We start from the raw sequence: 14,637 nt of genomic DNA, 5'->3' as shown, positions 1-14,637 counted from the left end.
TCACCGCGCCCGCCTCTCAGTGTCCCTGCATATCGGAGGACTGGGAATCACCGCGCGGCGTGCCGATTTCGGCCTTCATCTTCGGTGGTCGGCGGGCGAAAACGGCTCCCCTGGTATTCGAAGCCTTCGACTGGGAGCACGGCGTTTACGTTGGATCGGCGGTCGCCTCGGAAACAACGGCAGCGGCCACGGGCGCGGTCGGCGTCGTCAGGCGCGACCCAATGGCGATGATACCTTTCTGCGGTTACAACATGGCCGACTATTTTGCCCACTGGCTGTCGCTGGGTGCGAAGTCAGACAAGCTGCCCGCTATCTTCCATGTGAACTGGTTTCGCCAGGACGACGGCGGGCGATTCATATGGCCGGGCTTCGGCGAGAACCTCCGCGTGCTGCGCTGGATACGCGAGCGCTGCCTGGGGGCAGCCGAGGCGGTGAAGACAGCGGTCGGCTGGGTGCCGGCCGAGGGCGCGATTGACATCGACGGCCTGGACAACGTCGACGAAGAAACGATGGCCGACCTGCTGCACATTGACCGTGAGTCATGGCAGGCCGAGGTAGAGGACCAGAAAGCCTTCTACGAAAAGTTCGGTGATCGCCTGCCCGAGAAAATCTGGGAACAGCACCGAGCGCTGGCTGAACGACTCGGACTCTAGCTCAGGAGAACGGAAAGGCCGGCCAGTCGGCCGCGGGCCGGGACAACTCCAGTGCCCGTGCCGTCTGCAAGACCAGCTCGTCACGATGACGCTCGGCCACCAGCTGCAGGCCCGCAGGTAAGCCCGCGTCGGTCATGCCGGCACGCAGGCTGGCCGCCGGATGCCCCGACATGTTAAACGGGTAGGTAAAAGCCACCGCGTGCATGGGCGCGTCAAAATCCCGACCGTCGACGCCCGAAGGCGGCGGCCCCGAAGCCGCAAAAGCCTCGGTCGGCAACTGCGGCGTTACCAGCAGATCATAGTCTTCGAACAGGGCACCAAGCGCCGCGTTGAGCTCAGCGCGCTGCCGCTGTATGCGCGCGATGCCGGCCGGGTCGAGCCGCGAAGCAAACTGCAGGCCCTGCCAGAAACCCCGGCCCAGCTCTTCCTCGTGGCCTTCGACCAGCGGCGCCACCACGCCGAAGGTCTCGGCTCCGGCCATCATGGCCCAGTCGTTGCCGAGGTCGGGCAACTTCAGATCCAGCTCTTCTATTTCGAATCCCAGCGCCGCCAGCTCGGCCACGCTGCCTTCGACTTCGCGCAGCACGTCTTTCTGCACCCGCGCGTAGCCGAGGTCACGGCTGAAGCCCACTCGTAACCCTGTCGGCAGATCATCGATGCTCTCGAGATAAGAAAATCGCGGGTGCGGCAGCGAGTTGGCGTCGGCGGGATGATAACCGCAGGAGGCGTCGATGAACGCCGCCGCGTCGGCCGTACTGCGGGTTATGGGACCGAGGTGAATGGTGTCGGCCCACTGCGCGCTGCCACCGTCGAGTGGCCCCAGCGGTATGCGGCCGAAGCTCGGCTTGATGCCGAACGCGCCGGTGTAGCAAGCGGGTATCCTCGTGGACCCTCCCCCGTCGGAAGCCGTGACCAGCGGTACCATGCGGCCGACGAGTGCGGCCGCCGACCCTCCGCTCGATCCACCCGGCGTGCGCTCGGTGTTCCACGGGTTGCGCGTGGTGCCAAACACACGGTTCCTGGTAAAGCCCGTGTAACCGAACTCGGGCGTGTTGGTCTTGCCCACCACGATCGCACCGGCTGCGCGCAGGCGTTCCACCTGCACCGAGTCGCGTTTGGCCACGTTGTCGCGCAGGGGCACCGAGCCGTAGGTGCAGGGAAGTCCGGCCACCTCTTCGAGATCCTTGACGCCCAGGGGAACGCCGGCCAGCGGAAGCGTTCGCTCGCCATCGGCCATGCGTTTTTCCAGGTCACGCGCATCACCCAACGCACGCTCGGCGCAGACGTGCACGAAAGCGTTGAGCGACTCGTTGCGCTCGTCGATACGCGCCAGCGCTGCCTCCACGCAATCGCTGGGCGAAGCGTCGCCGGCCCTTACCAGTGCCGCAAGTTCAACAGCCGAAAGGTCCATCAAGTCGCTCATGGACTGGGTTTTCACCTGCCGCCCGTGTTGTGTCGAGTACGCGCTGTCATGCTGTAGAACCCGGAACCCCCCGCTCAGGGGGGGAACAAAGCGCTCGGGTGAGAATCGTGCAAAATTGCGAGCCAAGTGCGGAAACAGCCCAATTCTTAACTTTCTGTACCTGTTTTTTGCCATAAACGGGTTATCAGCTTGGTAATCAGCCCCCAAGTGAGGTTAGAATGCGGGGCCGGTTGTATGCTTGCCTACCAGGAGAAGCAGGTGGCCCATCAGGGTGGGACAGTTCGGTACGACGGTTGGAGCAATGGTTACGGTAAATAGAGCTGGCTGGGATACCAGCCTGGTGCCTGATCAACGACCGGACGAACCCGGTGGGGGCCCTGTGGCTACCGTGCTGGGCTACCTGGTGTTCGGACTCGCGATCTGCCTGCTCGCCCTCACCTTGCTGCAGACCATACTGCGCGCCGTACCCACCAGCATCGCCTTCGTGCTGCTGGTGGCTACAATCGTCGGCACCTGCGGCGGAATCCGGGCCCTGCTCTTCCACAGCAACTCCACTCCGCGACACCGGCGCAGGTGGCCGCCCACGATTCACCTGTCGCAACATCCCCGGCGCGTGGGCCGCGGCGGTTTCTAAACGTCCAGCTCCAACTCGATGGGACAGTGGTCTGAGCCCATGACTTCGGCGTGGATGAGCGCCGACTTTACACGCGAAGCCAGCCCCGCATCGACAACGTGGTAGTCGATGCGCCACCCAACGTTGCGATCACGCGCACCCGCGCGATAACTCCACCAGGAATAATCTCGCTCGTGCGCTTGTTTGCCTTCATAAGCCGACGCGGGATTGAGGGCGCGAAAGGTGTCGACGTATCCGCGATCAAACCAGTCCTGCAACGCCCGGCGTTCCTCGGGTAGAAAACCAGTCACCGTCTCGTTCTGTTTCGGGCGGGCCAGGTCGACCTCGGTATGCGCCGTGTTCCAGTCGCCCGACACGACCACGTTCTTACCCTGCTCGCGTTCTTCGTCGACCACCTCGAGCAGCGCGGCGTAAAACTCCATCTTGAAACCCAGGCGATCGGGGTCTGGCCCCTTGGGGGTCTGCCGGCCGTTGGGAAAGTAGACATTGTAAACCGTGACCGCGCCGTGCTCGGTGACAAGAATCCGCCCCTCGTTGCGCTCAAACCCGAGCCCGCGGGTGACGAACAAGGGTTTTTCGAGGCTGAAGGTCGCCACGCCGCTGTAGCCTTTGCGCTCGGCCGAGTGCCAATCGAGATGGTAGCCCAGCGACGAGATGGCGAGCAGCACGTCGTCAGGCACCTGCTCGGGCAGGGCCTTTGTTTCCTGCAGGCACACTACGTCGGGCCGGCTGCGTTCGAGCCACCCGAGGAAGCCCTTCCGCGCGGCCGCGCGAATACCGTTAACGTTCCAAGAAACTATGCGCATGATCCAACAGTGGTCGGGCCCGGCCCGAAGGACCGGCCTGCACGACCGGCCGACAGGTATAGCGGTGGCCCGCGGACACACCAAGTCGCACGGCCGGTCGTTTCCATTGACACCACGTCGGGCGCGTTGTTTCATCCCCCAGCATCATGGCCGAAAATAAGCTTCCTGGACTCGAAGAAACGTTTCCCCGCTCGCAGAAAGTGCACGCCGGCGACCTCGCCGTACCGCACCGCGAGATAACCCAGACCGGCGACAACCCGCCCGTAGAAATTTACGACACCACCGGGCCGCAGGGTTTCAGCGCCGAGCAGGGCTTGCCGCACAAGCGCGCCGAGTGGACCGCGAGCCGAAGGCAACAAGGCGGCGACGGCAACATGAGCCAGATGCACTGGGCTCGCCAAGGCCACGTGACCGAAGAGATGCGCTTCGTCGCCCAACGCGAGGGCGTGACTGCCGAGTTCGTGCGCGAGCGCGTTGCCTCGGGCCAGGCCATCATCCCCGCCAACGTAAACCACCCCGAGCTCGAGCCCATGATCATAGGGCGCGACTTCCTCGTGAAGATCAACGCCAACATCGGCAACTCGGCGGTCGTGTCGGACATCGAAACCGAGGTGGACAAGCTCCGCTGGTCCACGCGCTGGGGTGCCGACACTGTCATGGACCTGTCGACCGGGCCCGACATACACGCCACGCGAGAGGCGATAGTACGCAACTCGCCGGTGCCCATAGGCACCGTGCCCATCTACCAGGCGCTGGAAAAAGTTAACGGTCTACCCGAAAAACTTAACATCGACGTGTTCATCGAAACACTGGTCGAGCAGGCCGAGCAGGGCGTAGACTACTTCACCATTCACGCGGGCGTGCTCCTCGCCTACGTCCCCATGACGGCTGCACGGGTGACGGGCATAGTCTCGAGGGGCGGCGCGATAATGGCTGGCTGGTGCCTGGCCCACCACCGCGAGAACTTTCTCTACACCCATTTTGAAGACATCTGCGAGGTCATGAAAAAGTATGACGTCGCCTTCTCGCTGGGCGACGGACTCAGGCCGGGCAGCCTCGCTGACGCCAACGACGAGGCGCAGTTTGCCGAGCTCGACACCCTGGGCGAACTGACCCTCAAGGCCTGGGAACACGACGTACAGGTGATGGTCGAAGGCCCCGGCCACGTTCCGATGCACCTGGTGGCCGAGAACATGGAGCGACAGGCGGCCGTCTGCCACGGAGCGCCGTTCTACACCCTCGGACCGCTGACCACCGACATCGCGCCCGGCTACGACCACATAACCTCTGCCATAGGCGCGGCGATGATCGCCCAACTGGGCTGCGCGATGCTCTGCTACGTTACGCCCAAGGAGCACCTTGGCCTGCCCGACCTCGACGACGTGCGCCAGGGCGTGGTGACCTACCGCATAGCCGCGCACGCGGCCGACGTTGCCAAGGGGCACCCCGGCGCGCGACTGAGAGACGATGCTCTTTCGAAGGCGCGTTACGAGTTCCGCTGGGAAGACCAGTTCAACCTGTCGCTCGACCCACCCACGGCGCGCTCTTACCACGACGCGACCATGCCGGCAGCGGCGGCAAAAGAGGCGCACTTCTGCTCGATGTGCGGACCCAGGTTCTGCTCGATGCGCATCACCGAAGACGTGCGACGCTACGCAGCCGAGCACGGCTACAGTGAAAACGACGCGCTCGACCACGGCCTCCAGGAAAAAGCCGACGAGTACAGGCGGACGCGCCGCAGCGCGGCCTGAAGCGGCAGGGCTGGGAAGCTGCTTTTTTCGGGTAGGCCACCCCGCTAAACAATAGCGATGCCGACACGCAGCGCTATCTATCACCGCAACAAGAACGTGAGCATTTTTCCCATCGAGGGAGATCGCTTTCTCATAACGGCCTCCTTGCGCGACGAGGTACACGACGTTCGAGCCGAGGTGGAGATCCTGCATCCTTCGCTGGAGATAGTCGCCGCCCGCAGCGAGGTGCGCAACGGACCCTTCACCGAGGTCTGCAACATGACCCACCCCAACATCGAACGCCTGGTGGGGATGAAGGTCGCGCGCGGCTTTACGCTGGAAGCGCGCAAGGCCGTTGGCGGTTCGGGCGGGTGCCACCGCGTATCGGAGCTGCTGGTAGAGATCGCCCAGGCCGCCTACCAGCTGCATTTCGTGCGCCTGTTCACCTCGCAGTCGCGAGAGGAACGCGAACGAGAAGACGTGCCCCTGCGCCGCCACGATTTCGTTCTCAACAACGTGCCCGGCATGCGCGACACCTGCTTCAGCTACAGCACGGCCAACCGAAAGCTGGTAGAAGAAAAAGCCACCCCCCTGCGGATGCTCGAGCAGGACATGCCGACGAAAAACATAGATGACGCCCGCGGCGAAGACTGAGCGCGGACACCCGCTGAAAAGGAGAGCTGACATTGGCTGATCTCATTGGATATCGCGCGCTCGTTACCGGCGGCTCGCGGGGAATAGGCCGGGGAATCGCGCTGGCACTGGCCGGCTGCGGGGCTTCGCTGGTCATCACTTATCGTCGCGCTGAAGAAGAAGCCGCCTCGGCGGTGGCCGAGATAGAAGCGCTCGGCGGACGGGCGCTGGCCCTCAAGAGCGACGCGAGTGACCTCGAGCAGGTTGAAGACGCGTTTGCCCGGGCCAACGAATTCCTCGGCGGACTCGACACCGTAGTGGCCAACGCCGGCCTGCCCTCGGGCGTGGCCCCGGTGTCGCAGGTCGAGCCACGCTACTGGCGCAAGGTGCTCGACACCAACCTTGACGGCGTGTTCTACACGCTGAGAACCGCGGTGCCCTACATCGAGAAAGCTGGCGGCGGTTCGATAACGGCGATCTCGTCGATAGCTGCCGATAACCTCATGCCCTTCGGGTCTCCCTACAACGTGGCCAAGGCCGGCGTCAACGCGCTGACCCTGACGCTGGCAAAAGAGGTCGCCTCTTCGGGAATCAGGGTCAACGTCGTGGCTCCTGGCCTGGTGAAATCGGCCATGGGCGACGCGGTGGTAAACACCCACGGCGAAGCCGCGCTGGCGAGCATCGCGCTCGGCCGCATCGGCCAGCCCGACGACATAGGCCGCATGGTGGCTTTCCTGGCCTCAAGCGACGGAGATTGGATCACCGGCAAGGTGTTACGCGTAGACGGCGGCCAGTACATCCACACCTGAGCGGGCAGCTGTCAGCCGGGACTGCCGGTGTCGCCGAGCTGCCGCTGGTTCCGCTCCCAGCGACCCATGAGATCTTCGAGTTTTTCCTGGGTTGCCTGCCACTTGCCCAGGAGCTCCTGGTAGTCATCGTTGCCGTACACGTCGGGATCGGACAGTCGCTGCCCGCGCTCGGCCTGCTCCTTCTCGAGTTCCGAGATGCGCTTTTCGAGGCGCTCGCTCTCGCGCTGCAAACGACGGGCCTCGTTTCGACTCACCGAAGGCCCTGTCGGAGCCGCCTTTTCAGCGGCGACCGCCGTTTTTCTGCCGGGAGTTTTTTTGCCACTCCCCTGCTTGCCAGCGGCCTTCCCGTTTCGCGGCTGCTGTGAAGCGCCGGCGTCTTCCTCTTCGTCAAGCGAGCGATAGCGAAAACGCTCCATGTAGTCCTTGAGCTTCCCCGGGTACTCCTCGAGATGCCCGGCTTCGATATCCCAGATGCGCGTGGCCAGGCGGTTTACGAAAGCGCGGTTGTGACTAACAAAAATCATTGTGCCGCCAAAGGTAGCCATTGCCTCGGCGAGGGCTTCGGCCGAGCCGAGGTCGAGATGGTTGGTGGGTTCGTCCATGAGCAGGAGGTTGCCGGGGTTGACCATCATGCGGGCCAACGCCACGCGCGCTTTCTCGCCGCCGCTGAGTACACCGATTTTCTTGTCGACGTCGTCTCCCGAAAAGAAAAACGTGCCGAGCACGTTGCGCACCGCTACCATGTCATCGCCTGAACTTGCGCGGTAGACCTCGTCGAGGACGGTGGCCGAAGGATGCAACTTATCGGTCACGTGCTGGGCGTAGTAACCCGCGGTCACGTTGGTACCGCTGCGCACCGACCCGGTGCTGGGATCAAGCTCGCCCGCGAGGATCTTAAGCAGCGTCGTCTTGCCCGCACCATTGGGCCCGACGATGGCCACGCGGTCGCCGCGGCGCACCTGCAGGTTGAGGTCGCTCAGCACCTTGAGATCACCGTATGAATGGCTGAGGTCTTCTACCGCCAGCACCGTGCCTCCGGCACGAGCGCAAGCCGGAAAACGAAACGAAAGCGTGCCACCCTCGCGCAGCCTGATCACCTCGTCCATCTTCTCGAGCATTTTCACGCGGCTCTGCACGGCCCTCGCCTTGTTGGCCTGGGCCCTGAAGCGATTGATAAAACGCTCGGCCTGCTCGCGTTCACGGGCGATGTTGGTCGCTCTACGCTCAAGCACCTCGCGTTCCTCAGCCCGGAGAAGGAGGTAACGCTCGTAGTTACCGGTGTACTGGCGCAGTCCTTCGATCTCGTAGGACACTACTCGGTTGATCTGCTCGTTGAGAAACTCGCGATCGTGGCACACCAGCACCATCGCTCCCTTCCAGCGCGCCAGGAAGCCACCCAGCCAAGCCACCGAGGGAACGTCGAGGTGGTTGGTCGGCTCGTCGAGCAGCAACAGGTCAGGCTTCTGGTAGAGCAGGCCGGCGAGCACCGCGCGCATCTTCCAGCCACCGCTGAATTCCGACAGGTCGCGTTCGAGGTCGGCCTCCGCGAACCCCAGGCCGGCCAGTATTCGGACGGCCTCGTGTCGCGAAAAATGGGCTTCAAAGTGGGCGAGCTCGTCGTGCAGGTCAACGAGTTTCTGGGAGAGGTCGAGCTGCACTTGCTCCTCGGTAGCGGTCGTCAGTTCCTCTTCCACTCCGGCCAGCATCTGCTCGACTTCGCTGCGTCCCGGCACCGAGTCGAGCACCGAATCGATCAGCGTGCTGCCGCCCTCGATCTCGATTTCCTGGGGCAGGTAACCCGAGCGCGCGGCACGGGCAAAGCGTATACTGCCACCATCGGGTTCGACGCGTCGGGCCAACACCCGCATGAGCGTCGACTTGCCCGTACCGTTGCGGCCAACAAGGCCGATCCTGTCTTCCTCGCCGATGCGCAGGTCAACGCCGTCGAGGAGTCGGCGACCCCCGAACCCGATCTCCAGGTCTTCGGCTGTTACAAGTGACACGGTAGTAAACGCAGCGGCGGGTAGCGCGAGAAAGCGCCAGCCGGGATATCAGTTGCCGGTAAGCGTGGCCCCCGCCGGATGTTCGCCCAGTACCGAGTCGCGCACCCGTACCCTTCGACCGGCGTGCAAGCCGGCGTGACTACCGGTGAGCGCGTTCTGCTCGATCTCTACCGAGCGGGCAACCACCCGCCGGTAAGCAGCGACGCCCGACCTGCCGTTGCCCACGATGCGCAGGTCGCGCACACGCACGCGGGTGCCGGCAACGCCGGCGGCCGAAAAACCGCTGATCTCGCCCGGCCCCAGCACGCTGCAGCTGCTTCCGTAAAGGCAGCGCACTCCCTGCCGGGGAGTGAGGGTTTCAGAGTTGCCGATAATGCTGAAGCCATCCAGACGCAGCCTGGACCGATCCGACAGCACGACTCCCTCGGTGGATACCTCACTACAGTCCAGATCCTCGAGCAGCCAGCCCGTGTCGCCGGCTTCGACCAGCTGTCCGCAGTGGTCCACCACCACGTCGGCGGCAGCGGCAGGTAGCGCCAGGGCGCAGAGCAGTGCAGGGACGACAAGATAAATTGCCCGGCGCGGGCCAGCTGTAATAACTTTCATAACGGCTACAGCATAAAGCGACGCCGCTGCCTTGCAAGGGGAAACCGGGTTATCCCGCCAGGAAAGGTCGTAGAGCCGGGTGAAGAAACGCGAAAAGAAGCCCAAAAAACGACTCCGGAAACAAGGGTCTTCACCTTGTCCCCGGAGCAAGGGTGCTTATTGCGCCCCCGTTTATGAACCGCCTCAGTAGGACGGCTCTAGATGCAGTTCCGGGGCTCCGATCGATGCGCCCCGTCCGCAAGACAACGATACCACCCTGCGACGGCAGGGCAAGAGATATTTCGGTTGGCGGCCAACTTTATGCGCGCAATGCACAGCCACCGTGACACGCCCCCCCGATCGCTCCCAAAATTACTCGCCCGGCTGCCGCGTGGACCGCTTTCTCAGGCCGCAGCCACGGTTACAGGCACGCCGTTGAGCACCGCGTTGCCCGTCAGGCCCTCGGTCTGGGCCTCGTCGGTAAGGTCATTTACCGACACGCCACCGACTTCTGCCGCCACCTTCATGCGGGTTCCGGGGCGATCGTGCCCCCAGCCGTGGGGAATGCTTACCACGCCGACCATAATCTCGTCGCTCAGCTCCACCGGAATATCCACCCGGCCCACGCGGCTCTGAACGCTAACCAGCTGCCCATCCGCCAGGTCCAGGCGCGAGGCATCAGCCGGATTGATCAGCGCCGTGCAGCGGGGCTTGCCCTCGGCCAGGCTCGGACAGTTGTGCATCCAGGAGTTGTTCGACCGCAGGTGCCGTCGGCCAACCAGCAACATGCCGTTGCCCTCGGCGTCGGGCTCAGTCACCTGCCCCACCCTTCCCTGGGCAAAGTCGGCGGCCAGGCGTTCGAGCTCTCCCTCGACCATGTCCCCGGCCAGCTTGACGCGTCCGTCGTCGTGAAGCACGACCCGCGCCAGGCCACCGGTCTTGAGCGCACCCAGGTCCAGCCCCGAGGGATGCTCCGAGAGTTTCTCAACCGTCAGCCCGTGCTCACCACCGGCGAGCATCATGTCGACCACCTCGGTCACCGTTGCCGACATGGCCTGGGCGGGGTCGGCCTCGGGCTCGCTGCCGGAAGCGGCGGCGTCTTCGTTACGCAGCCGGACGAGCTCGGACAGCAAGCCACGGCTGATTTCCCACTCGCTCAGGTCGCCATCGGCGGCCTCAAAAACCGGCCGGCTGAAACGAGCAGTGTCGCGCACGGCCAGTTGGTGAAAGGCCAGGCTGTACTGCGGATTCATGAGCGAACTTCTCGGCGGCAGTATCACGTTGGCAAACCTGGTGGTCTCGTTGAGCGCGGGGTCGAGACTGACCATAAAATCGAGCCCCTCCAGCGCGCCCTCCAGTCGCCGACCGTTGGGCGTAGACAATGCCGGGTTGCCGGCCATCGTGACCAGGCCACGCAACTGCCCTTCACCAGGCGTATCCATTTCTTCGGCCATGGTGGCCGCCGGGATCTCGCCGGCGAACTCGGCCATGCCGCGCACCCGCGACTTCCAGCGACCGTACCTGCCACGCGAACGGTTGGGTATCGCTGCGTGGGGAAACATCAGGCCGCCTTCCCGGTCGACCTTGCCCGTGAGCAGGTTAACGGCAAGGGACAGCACGCTGACCAGCGTGCCGTAGGGCTGCAGGCAGGTGCCGATGCGGGGGTACACGGCCGCCGCCGGCTCGTCGGTAAAATCCTTGACGAGCTCGCGGATGTCGGCCGCGGCAATTCCCGTTAGCAGCTCCACTGCTTCGGGGGTGTAGTTCGCGGCGTGCTGTTCGATGAGCTCAGCGCCGTCGATCAGCCCGTCGGCCGCGCCGGGCGCAACCAGGCCCTCGGCAAAAATGACGTTGAGCATGGCCAGCAGCAACAGCGGGTCGGTGGATGGTCGTATGAACAGGTGGCGATCGGCCAGGCGCGCGGTCTCGGTGCGGCGCGGGTCGATGACGACCACCTTGCCGCCGCGTTTCTGTATGGCCCGCAGGCGGCCACGGATGCCAGGGGCGGTCATGAAGCTACCGTTCGAGGCCAGCGGGTTGGCGCCCATAATGATCAGCATTCGGCAGCGGTCGACGTCGGGGACTGCGATGGTCAACTGGCCACCGAATACCTGCTGGGCCGCCAACATGTGGGGGAACTGGTCGACCGTCGACGCGCTGAAACGCACCTGGCTGTCCAGCGTGCGTATGAGCATGCCGGCCGACAACTGGGCCGGCAGGTTGTGTACCGTGGGGTTACCGAAGTAGGTGGCCAGAGTGTCGCGGCCGCCGGTTTTCTGCACCGCGTGCAATCCCTGCGCGGCGACACGAAAGGCCTCGTCCCACTCCACTTCCCGCCAGCTGTCCCCCTCGCGAATCACCGGACGACGCAGGCGATCGGGGTCTTCGTGCAGGTCGACGAGCGCAAATACCTTGGGACATATGTAGCCCCGCGACAAGGGGTCGTTCTGGTCTCCCTCGATTTTTACGACACGGTCCTGCTCGGTCTCCACGAGGATTCCACAGCAGGCTTCACACAGGTTGCAGGCACGATGATGTAGCGGCATGGGGGCAGCTTGCCACAGCGGCGTTGCCCACGGAACAGCGTCGTTTCCCAGGGGGCCCGCGTCGACCACGGGGGCCGCGGAACGGGGTCCGTGTCGGCCACCGCTGCACGATCCCAATTGCGCACGACCGGCGGCTGCTGCTAAAAGAAAGCGTGCGCAGTGAAATCACAAAAGGAATCGAAATTGCGGTACGGGTTGCCTACATTGCTCAACAGTCCGACCCGGCCCGGGATCGCTACGTGTTTGCCTACCACATCACTATTGGCAACCAGTCAGAGCGCAGCGTGCAACTGCTCGACCGCCACTGGGTTATCAGCGAGCAGGACGGCTCGGTGCGCGAAGTGGAAGGCCCAGGCGTGGTCGGGGAACAGCCGGTGCTCGAACCAGGCGAAGAGCACGAGTACAGCAGCGGTGCGATACTGGGTTGCCCCGACGGCAGCATGCAGGGCAGCTACGGCATGATAGGCGAGGATGGCGAGACCTTCCGGGTGACCATACCCCGCTTCGAGCTGAACATGCCGCGCACCCTGCACTGATCGAAGGAGCGTGATCCCCTTCAGAGAGTGACGAGTTCTTCGGCGCTGCTCGGGTGAATGCCCACCGTGGCGTCAAACTGGGCCTTGGTGGCGCCGGCCTTCATGGCAACGGCTACGCCCTGTATGATCTCGGGCGCGTCGGGTCCGGTCATGTGACATCCCACCACCGTGTCGTCGCTTTTGCGCACGACCAGCTTCATGAACACCGGCGAGCGGCGACCGGTGAGCGAGTGCAGCAGCGGATTGAAGCGCGTGCTGAAGGTGCGCACGCCGTTTTCGCCCCACCGTTCGCGCGCCTGTTCTTCGCTCAGACCCACGGTGGCTATGGGCGGCTCGCTGAACACCGCCGTGGGTATGCCCTCGTAGTCCATCACGCTGTCCTTGCCGCCGAACTCGCGGTCGGCCAGCGCGCGACCTTCCTGTATGGCCACCGGTGTCAGCATCACGCGCCCGGTGAGATCGCCCACGGCAAACACCCCCTCAACGTTGCTACGCAAGGCCTCGTCCACCAGCACCTGCCCCTGCGGGCCCGTGGCCACGCCGACCGCTTCGAGGCCCAGGCCCTCGGTGTTGGGCTTACGCCCGGTTGCATAAATGACCACGTCGCTCGTGATCTCCGACGCCTGGTCGCCGCTTTTCAACTGCACGGCCAGCCCGCCATCGCCGTGTTCTATGCCCTCGACCACGCTGTTCGCACAGAGTTTTATGCCCGAATCATCCATGCGCTCGGCCAGTTCGGCGCGGATGTCTTCATCGAAGCCGCGAAGTGGCAGCCCACGCCGGTAGACAAGCGAGGTGTGGGTACCGAGCGCCGATAGTACGCCGGCCAGCTCAACGGCTATGTAGCCGGCACCGACCACCACGGCTCTCGCCGGCTGCTCGGCGAGTTCAAAAAACCCATCGCTGGTAATCGCGTGCTCCACGCCCGGCAGCGTGGGCAGCGCGGGCCGGCTGCCGGTAGCGAGCAGCACCTTGTCCGCCTTTATCTCGCGGCCATCGACCTGCACGCTGCCCGGACCGCAAAGACTGGCCCTGCCGTGCAGCAACTCCACGCCGGCCTCGGCCAGCAAGCGCTCGTGCAGGCCCTCGAGTCTGCCTACCTCGGCGTTGCGAGCGGCCACCAGTGCCGGCCAGTCGAGCTCGGCCGGGCCGCTGGATCGCCAACCATAAGCGGCCGCGTCATGGGCCGAGTGGGCGTACGAGGCCGCAAAGAACATCAGCTTCTTGGGAATGCAGCCGCGTATGACGCAGGTGCCGCCCAGGCGGTCGCCTTCGACCAATAGCACGCGCGCGCCGTAAGACGCCGCCCGCTTGGCCGTGGCCAATCCACCGCTGCCGCCGCCGATGACGAGAAGATCAGGATTTGATTGAGCCATAACACTGCCGTGCTAGACGGGTCAGCCGCGGTACACAAGCCAGGGGGCCGACAGCTATGCCCCCTCGACCTGCCGCGCCCGCCCTTTATTTTGTTTTTGCTGTATTATTCAGCCACAGGGAAGGCCAAAAAAAAGGGAGCCTCTCCGAAGTGAGGCTCCCCCTGCCGTAGGTCGTGTGAAGGAGAATGGCAGTGACTCAAGATTGCACCACTTGCAGAGCGAATCCCAGTCTATTTCGCACCGACCCCCGAGCAGGCTCTGCTTGCCCGCGATTTAGCAGAGCGCTGTTCGGCGAGCCCGGGGTGGAGGCCGCCGAGGGCTGCCCCCCCAGGTGGATGGTTCTCCCTAAGTGCATGTTTCTTATCGTATTTTTCCACGTTGGCGAAACGCCCGCCAAACACGCGGCTTTGCCGGGAGGCCAGCTGCCGGAGCCCGCAAAAAAGGCGGCCAAGTGATAGCTCGGCTTGAATCGGCAGCCATCTGCGGGCAGGCAGAGCCTGTGGATACAACTCTCGAAGACCCCACCATCACTCGCACAATAGCCCTGCTCTACAAGGCCCAGGCCTCGCGCGACCTCGCCGCCTGGCTCGACCTGTTTGCCACCGACGCGGTGGTGCACGACCCCGTCGACTCGCCAGCGGCCGAGGGCCACGCGGCCATAGCCGAATTGTGGAAGCAGTTCACCGGGCCGTTCTCATCCTACCAACGGCGTCCCGAGCGGGTGCTGCAGAGCAGGGCCGGCGCGGCCGTATACTGGACCGGTACTGCCACCGCGGAGTCGGGCGAAGCCGGCTGCGAAGGCATCGACGTATTAGAGTTCAACGACGACGGTAAGATCCGCGCCTTGATGTCCTGGTGGGATCCAGCCGGGCTGCTGCTCGAACTCGCGGACGGGTAGCCGCT

Annotated in this window: 12 protein-coding genes and 1 pseudogene (1 of these 13 running past the window's edge); 7 read left to right on the top strand and 6 right to left on the bottom strand. The window is 64.2% G+C overall.

Going from position 1 to position 14,637, the window contains the following annotated elements; genetic code table 11:
• A pseudogene (locus EYQ35_04140) lies at positions 1–653 on the top strand (phosphoenolpyruvate carboxykinase (GTP)) (it extends 1,126 nt beyond the left edge of the window).
• Between the two features lies 1 nt (position 654).
• Here EYQ35_04140 and EYQ35_04135 read toward each other — a convergent pair.
• A complete protein-coding gene (locus tag EYQ35_04135) occupies positions 655–2,250 on the bottom strand; it encodes an amidase (protein ID HIF63332.1) in 1,596 nt (531 codons plus the stop codon).
• A 127-nt stretch (positions 2,251–2,377) separates the two neighbouring features.
• Between EYQ35_04135 and EYQ35_04130 the strand changes: the two genes are divergently transcribed.
• Positions 2,378–2,710 carry a hypothetical protein gene (locus EYQ35_04130; GenBank protein ID HIF63331.1) on the top strand — a complete coding sequence of 111 codons (333 nt, stop codon included), beginning with the start codon at positions 2,378–2,380 and terminating at the stop codon, positions 2,708–2,710.
• On the opposite strand, the gene xth is transcribed toward EYQ35_04130, so the two are convergent.
• The gene (gene xth / locus EYQ35_04125) at positions 2,707–3,516 is read right to left on the bottom strand and encodes an exodeoxyribonuclease III (GenBank protein ID HIF63330.1); all 810 of its coding nucleotides are present in this window, start codon (positions 3,514–3,516) and stop codon (positions 2,707–2,709) included. The two genes, EYQ35_04130 and xth, sit on opposite strands and share 4 nt — an antisense overlap.
• Positions 3,517–3,662: 146 nt before the next feature.
• Between xth and thiC the strand changes: the two genes are divergently transcribed.
• Genes thiC through EYQ35_04110 form a run of 3 tightly spaced genes read left to right on the top strand, consistent with a single transcriptional unit; the run spans position 3,663 to position 6,688 of the window.
• Positions 3,663–5,267 carry a phosphomethylpyrimidine synthase ThiC gene (thiC, locus tag EYQ35_04120; protein HIF63329.1) on the top strand — a complete coding sequence of 535 codons (1,605 nt, stop codon included), beginning with the start codon at positions 3,663–3,665 and terminating at the stop codon, positions 5,265–5,267.
• Positions 5,268–5,324: 57 nt separating this feature from the next.
• Entirely contained in the window at positions 5,325–5,900 is a 576-nt protein-coding gene (locus EYQ35_04115; protein HIF63328.1) for a DUF2889 domain-containing protein, read from the top strand.
• Between the two features lie 26 nt (positions 5,901–5,926).
• Positions 5,927–6,688: an SDR family oxidoreductase gene (locus EYQ35_04110; GenBank protein ID HIF63327.1), complete on the top strand. Its 762-nt coding sequence runs from the start codon at positions 5,927–5,929 to the stop codon at positions 6,686–6,688.
• An 11-nt stretch (positions 6,689–6,699) separates the two neighbouring features.
• Here EYQ35_04110 and EYQ35_04105 read toward each other — a convergent pair whose 3' ends face one another.
• From EYQ35_04105 to EYQ35_04095, 3 genes are all read right to left on the bottom strand, one after another.
• Positions 6,700–8,691 carry an ABC transporter ATP-binding protein gene (locus EYQ35_04105; protein ID HIF63326.1) on the bottom strand — a complete coding sequence of 664 codons (1,992 nt, stop codon included), beginning with the start codon at positions 8,689–8,691 and terminating at the stop codon, positions 6,700–6,702.
• Positions 8,692–8,739: 48 nt separating this feature from the next.
• A complete protein-coding gene (locus EYQ35_04100) occupies positions 8,740–9,297 on the bottom strand; it encodes a hypothetical protein (GenBank protein ID HIF63325.1) in 558 nt (185 codons plus the stop codon).
• Between the two features lie 383 nt (positions 9,298–9,680).
• Entirely contained in the window at positions 9,681–11,822 is a 2,142-nt protein-coding gene (locus EYQ35_04095) for a molybdopterin oxidoreductase family protein (GenBank protein ID HIF63324.1), read from the bottom strand.
• Between the two features lie 152 nt (positions 11,823–11,974).
• Here EYQ35_04095 and apaG point away from each other — a divergent pair, with 152 nt between their 5' ends.
• The gene (gene apaG / locus EYQ35_04090) at positions 11,975–12,358 is read left to right on the top strand and encodes a Co2+/Mg2+ efflux protein ApaG (protein ID HIF63323.1); all 384 of its coding nucleotides are present in this window, start codon (positions 11,975–11,977) and stop codon (positions 12,356–12,358) included.
• A gap of 20 nt (positions 12,359–12,378) precedes the next feature.
• Here apaG and gorA read toward each other — a convergent pair whose 3' ends face one another.
• On the bottom strand, positions 12,379–13,734 hold the full coding sequence (gorA, locus tag EYQ35_04085) for a glutathione-disulfide reductase (GenBank protein ID HIF63322.1): 1,356 nt from the start codon (positions 13,732–13,734) through the stop codon (positions 12,379–12,381).
• 349 nt (positions 13,735–14,083) lie between these two features.
• Here gorA and EYQ35_04080 point away from each other — a divergent pair, with 349 nt between their 5' ends.
• A complete protein-coding gene (locus EYQ35_04080; GenBank protein HIF63321.1) occupies positions 14,084–14,632 on the top strand; it encodes a nuclear transport factor 2 family protein in 549 nt (182 codons plus the stop codon).
• Positions 14,633–14,637 lie beyond the last annotated feature (5 nt).

This window comes from Candidatus Binatota bacterium (assembly GCA_012960245.1).
GTDB lineage: Bacteria > Desulfobacterota > Binatia > UBA1149 > UBA1149 > UBA1149.
The sequence above is the reverse complement of the archived record's forward strand: the minus strand, read 5'-3'. Positions and strand labels throughout refer to the sequence as shown.

Bases quoted from the DNA above. Each gene is read 5' to 3' on its own strand.
- EYQ35_04135 (HIF63332.1), bottom strand. From the start codon at position 2,250: ATGGCAAAAAACAGGTACAGAAAGTTAAGAATTGGGCTGTTTCCGCAC.
- EYQ35_04130 (HIF63331.1), top strand. From the start codon at position 2,378: ATGGTTACGGTAAATAGAGCTGGCTGGGATACCAGCCTGGTGCCTGAT.
- xth (HIF63330.1), bottom strand. From the start codon at position 3,516: ATGCGCATAGTTTCTTGGAACGTTAACGGTATTCGCGCGGCCGCGCGG.
- thiC (HIF63329.1), top strand. From the start codon at position 3,663: ATGGCCGAAAATAAGCTTCCTGGACTCGAAGAAACGTTTCCCCGCTCG.
- EYQ35_04115 (HIF63328.1), top strand. From the start codon at position 5,325: ATGCCGACACGCAGCGCTATCTATCACCGCAACAAGAACGTGAGCATT.
- EYQ35_04100 (HIF63325.1), bottom strand. From the start codon at position 9,297: ATGAAAGTTATTACAGCTGGCCCGCGCCGGGCAATTTATCTTGTCGTC.
- EYQ35_04095 (HIF63324.1), bottom strand. From the start codon at position 11,822: ATGCCGCTACATCATCGTGCCTGCAACCTGTGTGAAGCCTGCTGTGGA.
- gorA (HIF63322.1), bottom strand. From the start codon at position 13,734: ATGGCTCAATCAAATCCTGATCTTCTCGTCATCGGCGGCGGCAGCGGT.